Raw genomic sequence first — 7,748 nt, 5'->3', positions numbered from 1 at the left:
AGCGTTCGATCGCACGGGCCTGCGAGGGCGCCAGCGGCCGATCGGGCGCAACGCGCTCGGGCAACGTCACCTTCCCGGTCGCCGGCTTCGGCCGGAACCCGTCGAACATGCCCCGCGCCTTGTCGCGGACCTTCGCCACCATTTCACGCGCGCGTTCCGGGAACCGGATCTCGCGCCGATCGGCGAACGCGCGGGCCTGGTCCTGCTCCGGCTTGGCGTAATCGCCAGCCATGTCCTTGCCCCGGTCGCGCGACAAGGCGCGGACAAGCTGGCGCTGATCGGCGAAGTCGTCGCGACCGTAATGGAACTGCACCGCGTCCCGATGCCGCGACATGCCGACATAGGCGCTGTGCCGGTCCATGCCGGGGGTGGCGAGGACGTGTGCCCGATCGACCGTCACACCCTGCGATTTATGGATGGTCGCCGCATAGCCATGATCGACATGGGCGTAATCCTTCGTGTCGAACGCGACGCCGCGCCCGTCATCGAGGCGTACCGCCATCCCCTCGGGCGATACCCGCTCAATCGTGGCGAGCGTGCCGTTCTTGACGCTCATGCCGCGTTCGTTGCGGAGGAACATGATGCGGTCGCCGGTCGCGAACTGCCGCTCGCCGCGCTCGGCTTTCACCGTCACGTTGTCACCCAGGTCGCCGGATGCGCGCAATCGGTCCCGCGCCTCGCCATTGAGGCTCTGCACTTCGGCATTGGTGTGGGTAAGAATGATGCGGCTCTTGTCCGGATCGGCCTGACGCGCGCGATCCCAGCCATCGACCAGCTCGCCCCGCGCCTGTTCGCGCGTGTCGGCCGCGTGGACCATGCCGCCCTGGTCATAGGCATGGATCGCCTCGCCGGTCCGCCCCGTCGCCAGCGCGCGGGTCGCGTCGCGCTGCCAGTCCTCACGCTGCCGCCTGATTTCGGTAATTTCCGCCGCGCCGTGGCGCTCGGCGACGCTGCGAAACGCCGCGCCCGCCTCGATCGCCTGCAACTGCTCGGGATCGCCGACCATCACGACCTTGGCCCCGGCATCGCGCGCCTGGCTCAACACGCGCTCCATCTGGCGCGAGCCGATCATGCCCGCCTCGTCCACCACCAGCACGTCCTTGGGGCCTAGCTGCTCGCGCCCCTGCCCCCATGCGTGTTCAAGACTGGCGATGGTGCGGGACTGGATGCCAGACCCGCCCTCAAGATTCTCGGCTGCGATGCCCGACAACGCCGCGCCGCGCACCGTGAAGCCCTGCCCCTCCCATGCCTCGCGCGCGACGCCAAGCATCGCCGATTTGCCACTGCCCGCGTAGCCGACGACCGACGCCAGCCCTGCGTCGCCGGTCACATGATCGAAGGCGTCACGCTGCTCGCCCGAAAGGACAAGGCCCCGTTCCTCCGCCTTGGCCGTAGCAGCGTCACGCTGCCGATCGGCCACACCATGCCCCCCCCGGGCCGCCAGCTCGTCGCCGGCACGCTCAAGCCGGTTCTCCACTGCGATCATATCGCGGGACGTGAACCGCTCCTGGTCGCGGCCGTCCTTCCCCAATGCGACCAGCTCGGGGCTGCCACGCACCGCCCCCATCACCTGGTCGAACTGCTCCTTGCCGTCGCTGTGCCGGAACGCGAACGTCGCAAGGTCGCGGGTGGTGAACGTGGCTTGCTGCCGCGTGATCGCGTCCAGCGCCACGCCGGGGTTGGCAATGATCCTGTCGCCGTTCTCGCGGGCGATGCGCGTGTGATCCTCGATCCGCTCGGCCTCAAGTCCCTGCTCCGGTCGCCGCGATGCTGCGGGTCCGATCTTGTGCTGCGGCTCCAGCTCGACGCCCTGGTCGGCATACGAGCGGTGATCGATCCGCCCCTCTATCCCAAGCCCGGCCATGCGCTCGTTGACGTGTGCGCTCCACGCCTCGCGCCAATCCTTCAACAGCTCGGTCGAGTTCCAGTCCCGGTTCTTCTTGCCGAACCCCTCCGGGCCTACGTCGCGCATTGCCAGCATGACATGCGCGTGCGGCTTGGGAGTGCCGTCCTTGGCCTTGTCCCAATGCACGTTCAGGTCCGCGACCATCCCGCGATCGACAAACTGTTGCTTCACGAAGTCCCGCGCGAGCTGGACGCCCTGCTTCTCGTTCATCTCGCGCGGCATCGAGAACTCCACCTCGCGGGCAAGCTGCGCGTCCTTGCGTTTCTCTCCCGCCTCCACCTCGTTCCACAAGGTCGAGCGGTCGTTTAAACGCTCCGGTGCGCCCTCCGGCAACATCACCTCGGAGTGGATCACGCCCGCCTTGTTCGAGAAGTCGTGATCGCGCCCGAGCCGGCCGTCGTGCAGCTCCGCCGCCGATCGATAGGCGGCGCTCGCGACGGCGCTCGATCCGTTCGCGCGGCTCACAACTTTGGCGGAGAAGTGGTAGATCGCCATGACGCCCCGCTTATTGCACTTCTTAGCGAACGTCGGCAACGATGTATAAGCGCGCACTCACAACACGCTCCGCTTCTCGTTCCTGACTTGCTGGCGCTTCTCGGTCGTTCCGGCTTTACCCTTGTTCTGGGTGCGCTAAGGTGACGCTGGTCGATACGCGGAAGGGTACAGAGCGATGCGGAAGGTTCGCGATTACGATGCCGAACTAAAGGCGCTGAACGACAAGGCTCGCTCGCTCAAGGCGAAACGGGTCGAACAGCTTGGCCAGCTCGTCGCTGCAACGGGTGCCGATGCGCTCGATGCCGAGACGCTCGCCGGTGTGCTGCTCGATGCGATCGAATCGAAGGATGCCGGCGCGAAGGAGGCATGGCGTGTGAAGGGCGCTGCCTTCTTTCAGCGACGCGGGAAAAAAGGTGGCGGCGCTGCTCCAATCGACGGATCGGGCGCTGCGGCTGAACCGGGCGGCGACGCTGCGAGCGGAAGCGGCGGAACGGCGAACGGATAGCAGGGCCTGGGTCGTGCAACGCCGCGAACGAACGCGCCACCTGATCGAGCTGGGCGGTCTCGTCCAGAAAGCCGGTCTGGTCGATCTGACCGACGACGATCGCGCCACGCTCTATGGTGCGCTGCTCGATCTCGCCGGACGCGCGCAAGGTGACGATGCCGGCGACGTGATGGCGCTCTGGAAGCGGCGCGGCAAACGCGCGTTTGATGCGGACGCGGAAACGATGGAGGCGAGCTGATGGCGGATTTCGATGTCGAGGCAATCCGGGTGCAAGTCCGCGCAATGGATTTCGTGCGCGGCACGCCCGCCGACGTTACCGAGTGGCGCATGGCTTACGAAGACTCGCGCCACAATCACGTCATCGAAAACATGATCCCGACGCCGAACGAGGATGCGTTCTGGGAGATGATGCTGGACGAGGCCGTGTCCCCTCCCCTCGTATCGCAAATCCTCCTGCGGCTGCTCGATCATCCCGACGCCGATCGCTCCTTGCCGATCACGCCCATGATGGCAGCGGGAAGCCGCTAGCATGGGTCTTGCGCGCGCCACCCGGAATCTTGCCCGCACCGCCCGCGCCAATCCCATGTGGGCGCTGCTTGGCGTCCTGCTCGCCCCCTTCCGGTTCGCCCGCCACATCATCGGCATGGGGCTGTTCGGCCTGCTGATGCTGTCGATCTGGTTTTTCGAGCTGGATAAGAACGGCGTGGTCGCCCAGCTCGGCTTTATCGGGATCGGCGGTGCCGTGGTGCTGGTGACAGGCTGGATGTTCGTTCTGCCGCTGCTCCGCCGGTTCGACTATGACGATCGCGCCGACACGCACGGCTCGGCCCGCTTCGCCAGCGCCGGGGAAGCCAAGGCGCTCAATGACGATCACGGCCTGCTGATCGGCCGCGACGTGAAGACTGGCAAGCCGATGCGCTATGCCGGTCCCGCCCATCTGCTGACGATCGCGCCCACCCGCACCGGCAAGGGCGTCGGCACGATTATCCCCAACCTGCTCGAATATGCGTTTGCGGTCGTCTGCATCGACCCAAAAGGCGAGAACGCCCGCATCGCCGCGCGCCAGCGCGGCAAGTTTGGCGCAGTCCATGTCCTCGATCCGTTCGGCGTCACCGGCCTCCCCTCGGCCGCGTTCAATCCGCTCGATCGCATCGACCCGCATGGCCTCGATCTCGCCGACGACTGCATGACGCTCGCCGACGCGCTGGTTCACGATGCTCCCGGCGAAGCCGGCGACGCACATTGGAACGAGGAAGCCAAGGCACTAATCGCCGGCATCCTGCTCCACGTCGTCACCACCGAGCCGCCCGCCACCCGCACCCTGGACACGCTGCGCGACCGGCTGACCCTCGCCCCTGCTGATCTGGCGGCGCAGCTCGCGGCGATGCAGGCGCAAGGTGGCCTGATCGCGCGTGCCGCCAACCGTCAGCTCGGCAAATCCGATCGCGAAGCCGCCGGCTTGCTGTCGGCCGCGCAACGCCATACCCACTTCCTCGATTCCCCGCGCATGACGACGGTGCTGGGGGCATCGGACTTCACGTTCGCCGGGTTGAAGGACACCCCCGCAACGGTGTTCCTCGTGTTGCCGCTCGACCGCCTCGCCAGCTATGCCCGCTGGCTGCGCCTGATGGTCGCCCAGGCCCTCACCGAACTGGCCCGCGCCGCCAGTCGCCCGCCGTGGCCGGTGCTGTTCCTGCTCGACGAGTTCGCAGCGCTCGGCCGTCTCGAACCGGTCGAACGTGCGATGGGGCTGATGGCGGGCTATGGCGTCCAGCTCTGGCCGATCCTGCAGGACGTTCACCAGCTCCGCGCGCTCTACGGGCAACGCGCCGGCACCTTCCTGTCGAACGCGGGCGTCCTCCAGGTATTCGGGGTCAACGATCAGGACAGCGCCAAACTCGTCTCCGATCTGGCCGGGCAGGAAACCGTCGTGTTCGAGACCATGAGCCGCGCGATCGACGCGGAAGAAAGCGGCCTTTCCTACGGGCAGCAGCATGTCGGCCGCGCGCTCCTCACTCCCGACGAAGTCCGCACACTGCGTCCCGATCGCCAGCTCCTGTTCCTCGCCGGACAGCGCCCGATCGTCGCCGCCAAGCTGCTTTACTATGCCGATCGCGAGTTCGCCGGGAGGTTTGATCCCGCGTGATTGTCACCGAAAGCATGAATGGCGAAAGGTGAGTTTTGGGGCAGCGCCTCACCGTCTTGTGGTGGGTCCGCCACGGTTCATAGCCGCGACGGCCTGGTGCATCGATTGAGCAACGATGAAGCGGAATATCATAACCGATTTAAGCCCCTCTGGCGACGTTCGCGATGATCGGTAGCCACGGACATGTCGAAGGCCGCTTCTCTGCCCTCACCGCGCTCCTGGGTGGTGCTGGGGCACGATCGGACTGCCACCTCGCCGACTTTTTCCTCGCTAAGCCAGCGGCGCTTGCGCCGCCCTTGTGACGCCGAAGGCGGCACGAAACAAAAGCATATAGGCCATAGGCCGATTCCATTTGTATTCTGACGCTAGTTATCCACAGGTACGCCTACCCCAAAGCTCACCTTTCGTGGTTCAGATTCTATAATTCTTCTGATTCAAGATTCAGGGGTCCGAAAACCGCCCATTTCTGCGGAAAAACCCTCCTACCGGTGAGCGTTCGGGTCGAGTCGCGTGAGTTTCGGGGTAGGCTTCGGTGAGCTTTGGGGCTGGTAAAGGTGAGTGTTCGGGCCGAGTCCGGTGAGCTTTGGGGTAGCCGATCGACAGAATGGGAATGACGGTGAGTTTTGGGGTGTCGGCCTTGCAACTCCACCGGGGAGTTGGAGCATTTGCCTAGCTCACTTTTCGCGGTTAAGGTGAGTCGGTAAGCCCCTCTTGCTCACCATTGGTCAAGCCTATGCCCCGACCTGCCGTGGTCGATATGTCGTTCCGCACACTGGCGCAAAAGGGGCGTGGGAACCCTTTTGATCCCGCTAATTACGGGGAAATCGTCAAGCCCGGCGAGTTGGTCGATATTGTCGAGCTAAGCCCCCTCACCCTCGCTGATCGCCGTATCTATAACCTGCTGATCGCCAATGCCTGGGAGCGTATTGGTGAGCCGATCATCCACCGCATTGCTAAGTCGGGACTGAAAGGGACGCACCAGGGCAACGAGCGCGTGGAAAGCTCGCTGCTGCGTCTCATGGGCACCATCGCGATCGTCACGATCCGCAAGGACGGCAAGAGCTACAAGCGCCGTGTTCAGCTCCTCGGCCCCAGCGACGAAAGTCTCGAAAAGGACGGTTTCCTTCATTACCGCATTCCGGAAGAACTGATCGAGATTTTGCGGAACAGTCAGGTCTATGCTCGGATCAAAACGCAGGTGATGTATTGCTTCGAGTCGAAGTACGCTCTCTGCCTCTATGAGATGATTGAGCGCCGCATCGGCTTGGAATACAAACAGAAAGAGGAGTTCACGATTGAGGAGTTGCGCGGTCTGCTCAACGTGCCGAATGGCAAGCTCGAACGCTTCGCCGACCTGAATAAATACTGCCTCAAGGTCGCCGTCGAGGAAATCAACAAGCTCTGCCCCTTCTACGTCGATTTTACCCCGATCAAAAACGGGCGCAAAGTCGAACGGGTGGCGCTCCACTGGTTCCCGAAAACGTCCAGCGGCAAGCGCGACGCGCAGAACCTGATCGACCAGCACAGCATTGTGCGGCGCGCCAAGCTGCGTGGTGGGATTCCCGAATTGCCCGTGCTGGTGGATTTCAGCACGCACGCTACGCAAAGGTGAGCCGCTACCCCAAAACTCACTTTTGGCAATTCTAGTATCGCAGTATATTTGTATACTCCTATACGCCGCGCGCGACGCGGCCTCTGCCCTTCTTCACGAACAGGTCGTCCAGCGCCTCGCCTAGCAGGCTCTGCACCGTCGCTCCCTCCTCGGCCGCAAGGATGCGGAGCTGCGTGCTGACCTCGGGGGCAAAATGTCCGCCGATCAACTTAGTCCCCTGCCGCCCAGCCTGTGCGGGTTTGCCACGGGGTAACGCTGCGATCGGGTCAGGCGTTGCTAGCGAATCATCGCCGACCTTGGCGCGGTCGAGCATCGCCTGAAGCGAGTTACCTTTCGCCATTATGCCACCTCCACCTTATCGTATAGGCGTATAGCCGTATACTCGTATAGGCGATTGATTTCCGCTGCGGCCGGGCCGTTCGGCTCAAACTCCTGCACTGCCTGGCCTACGGCCTGCGCGCGGAAGAACGCCTTGCGGTTGCCGATCGTCACCGGACAGACCGCCGCGCCCAACTCCTCGACCGCTTTCATCGCATCGCCGGTCTCCTGTCCTTGGGGCGGAACGAATGTCAGCACGACGGCGAAGGCGCGATCGAGCTGCCGCACCACGTCGAGCGTGTGCGTCATGCTCATCGTGTCGAACACCGCCGTTTTCGTCGGCACGAGGATGAAGTCGGCGTGCCGCGCCGCCTCATAGGCAACATCACGCGCGACGGCCGCGCCATCAATCACCACAAGGTCCGTGCCGGCGTCGGCACAGGCTTTAAGCATCGCCGCGAGCCGCACCGGCTGGATCGAAGCGACGGCAGGCGTGTCGAGCTGGCGCACGTCTTTCCAGAACGAAGCCGTCGCCTGCGGGTCCAGGTCGATGATCGCGGCTGCCTTGCCTGCTTGCTCGGCCGCCACGGCAAGGCATGTTGCCAGCGTCGTTTTTCCGACGCCGCCCTTCTGCGACAGGATAGCGAGAACTTTCATGCTACACTCCTACTTGTATAGGCGTATATTTGTATACGGGTATGCGACATAGAAGGGAAGGGGTGCAGTTGGCAGCACCCGACTTGCCGCCGGGGATGCCGGCGTCCTA

General features: G+C 64.3%; 8 protein-coding genes. 5 read left to right on the top strand and 3 right to left on the bottom strand.

Features of this window, described 5'->3' with window-relative positions:
• The coding region (gene traA, locus ACP7C5_RS18585; protein ID WP_426265417.1) for a Ti-type conjugative transfer relaxase TraA at nucleotides 1-2,401 on the bottom strand (2,401 nt) is incomplete at its 3' end.
• Nucleotides 2,402-2,576: 175 nt separating this feature from the next.
• On the opposite strand from traA, the gene ACP7C5_RS18580 reads away from it, so the two are divergent.
• From ACP7C5_RS18580 to ACP7C5_RS18560, 5 genes are all read left to right on the top strand, one after another.
• A complete protein-coding gene (locus ACP7C5_RS18580) occupies nucleotides 2,577-2,906 on the top strand; it encodes a conjugal transfer protein TraD (RefSeq protein WP_426265416.1) in 330 nt (109 codons plus the stop codon).
• 13 nt (nucleotides 2,907-2,919) lie between these two features.
• Entirely contained in the window at nucleotides 2,920-3,144 is a 225-nt protein-coding gene (locus ACP7C5_RS18575; protein WP_426265415.1) for a conjugal transfer protein TraD, read from the top strand.
• The gene (locus ACP7C5_RS18570) at nucleotides 3,144-3,434 is read left to right on the top strand and encodes a hypothetical protein (RefSeq protein ID WP_426265414.1); all 291 of its coding nucleotides are present in this window, start codon (nucleotides 3,144-3,146) and stop codon (nucleotides 3,432-3,434) included. The genes ACP7C5_RS18575 and ACP7C5_RS18570 overlap by 1 nt, the downstream gene beginning before the upstream one ends.
• A 1-nt stretch (nucleotide 3,435) precedes the next feature.
• On the top strand, nucleotides 3,436-5,052 hold the full coding sequence (locus ACP7C5_RS18565; protein ID WP_426265413.1) for a type IV secretory system conjugative DNA transfer family protein: 1,617 nt from the start codon (nucleotides 3,436-3,438) through the stop codon (nucleotides 5,050-5,052).
• Nucleotides 5,053-5,785: 733 nt separating this feature from the next.
• Nucleotides 5,786-6,664, top strand: coding sequence for a replication initiation protein (locus tag ACP7C5_RS18560; protein ID WP_426265412.1), 879 nt, complete (start codon nucleotides 5,786-5,788; stop codon nucleotides 6,662-6,664).
• 58 nt (nucleotides 6,665-6,722) lie between these two features.
• Here ACP7C5_RS18560 and ACP7C5_RS18555 read toward each other — a convergent pair whose 3' ends face one another.
• The gene (locus tag ACP7C5_RS18555) at nucleotides 6,723-7,004 is read right to left on the bottom strand and encodes a ribbon-helix-helix domain-containing protein (RefSeq protein WP_426265411.1); all 282 of its coding nucleotides are present in this window, start codon (nucleotides 7,002-7,004) and stop codon (nucleotides 6,723-6,725) included.
• Complete coding sequence (locus tag ACP7C5_RS18550) at nucleotides 7,004-7,639, bottom strand: AAA family ATPase (protein ID WP_426265410.1); 636 nt, start codon at nucleotides 7,637-7,639, stop codon at nucleotides 7,004-7,006. Before ACP7C5_RS18550 ends, ACP7C5_RS18555 begins: the two co-directional genes overlap by 1 nt.
• Between the last annotated feature and the right edge of the window lie 109 nt (nucleotides 7,640-7,748).

The organism is Sphingomonas sp. PWP1-2 (genome assembly GCF_049898305.1).
Taxonomy (GTDB): Bacteria; Pseudomonadota; Alphaproteobacteria; order Sphingomonadales; family Sphingomonadaceae; genus Sphingomonas; species Sphingomonas glacialis.
This window is presented reverse-complemented; position numbering and strand designations above follow the sequence as displayed.

Excerpts from the sequence above, each read along its gene's own strand:
- ACP7C5_RS18580 (WP_426265416.1), top strand. The coding sequence starts at position 2,577 with ATGCGGAAGGTTCGCGATTACGATGCCGAACTAAAGGCGCTGAACGAC.
- ACP7C5_RS18570 (WP_426265414.1), top strand. The coding sequence starts at position 3,144 with ATGGCGGATTTCGATGTCGAGGCAATCCGGGTGCAAGTCCGCGCAATG.
- ACP7C5_RS18565 (WP_426265413.1), top strand. The coding sequence starts at position 3,436 with ATGGGTCTTGCGCGCGCCACCCGGAATCTTGCCCGCACCGCCCGCGCC.
- ACP7C5_RS18560 (WP_426265412.1), top strand. The coding sequence starts at position 5,786 with ATGCCCCGACCTGCCGTGGTCGATATGTCGTTCCGCACACTGGCGCAA.
- ACP7C5_RS18555 (WP_426265411.1), bottom strand. The coding sequence starts at position 7,004 with ATGGCGAAAGGTAACTCGCTTCAGGCGATGCTCGACCGCGCCAAGGTC.
- ACP7C5_RS18550 (WP_426265410.1), bottom strand. The coding sequence starts at position 7,639 with ATGAAAGTTCTCGCTATCCTGTCGCAGAAGGGCGGCGTCGGAAAAACG.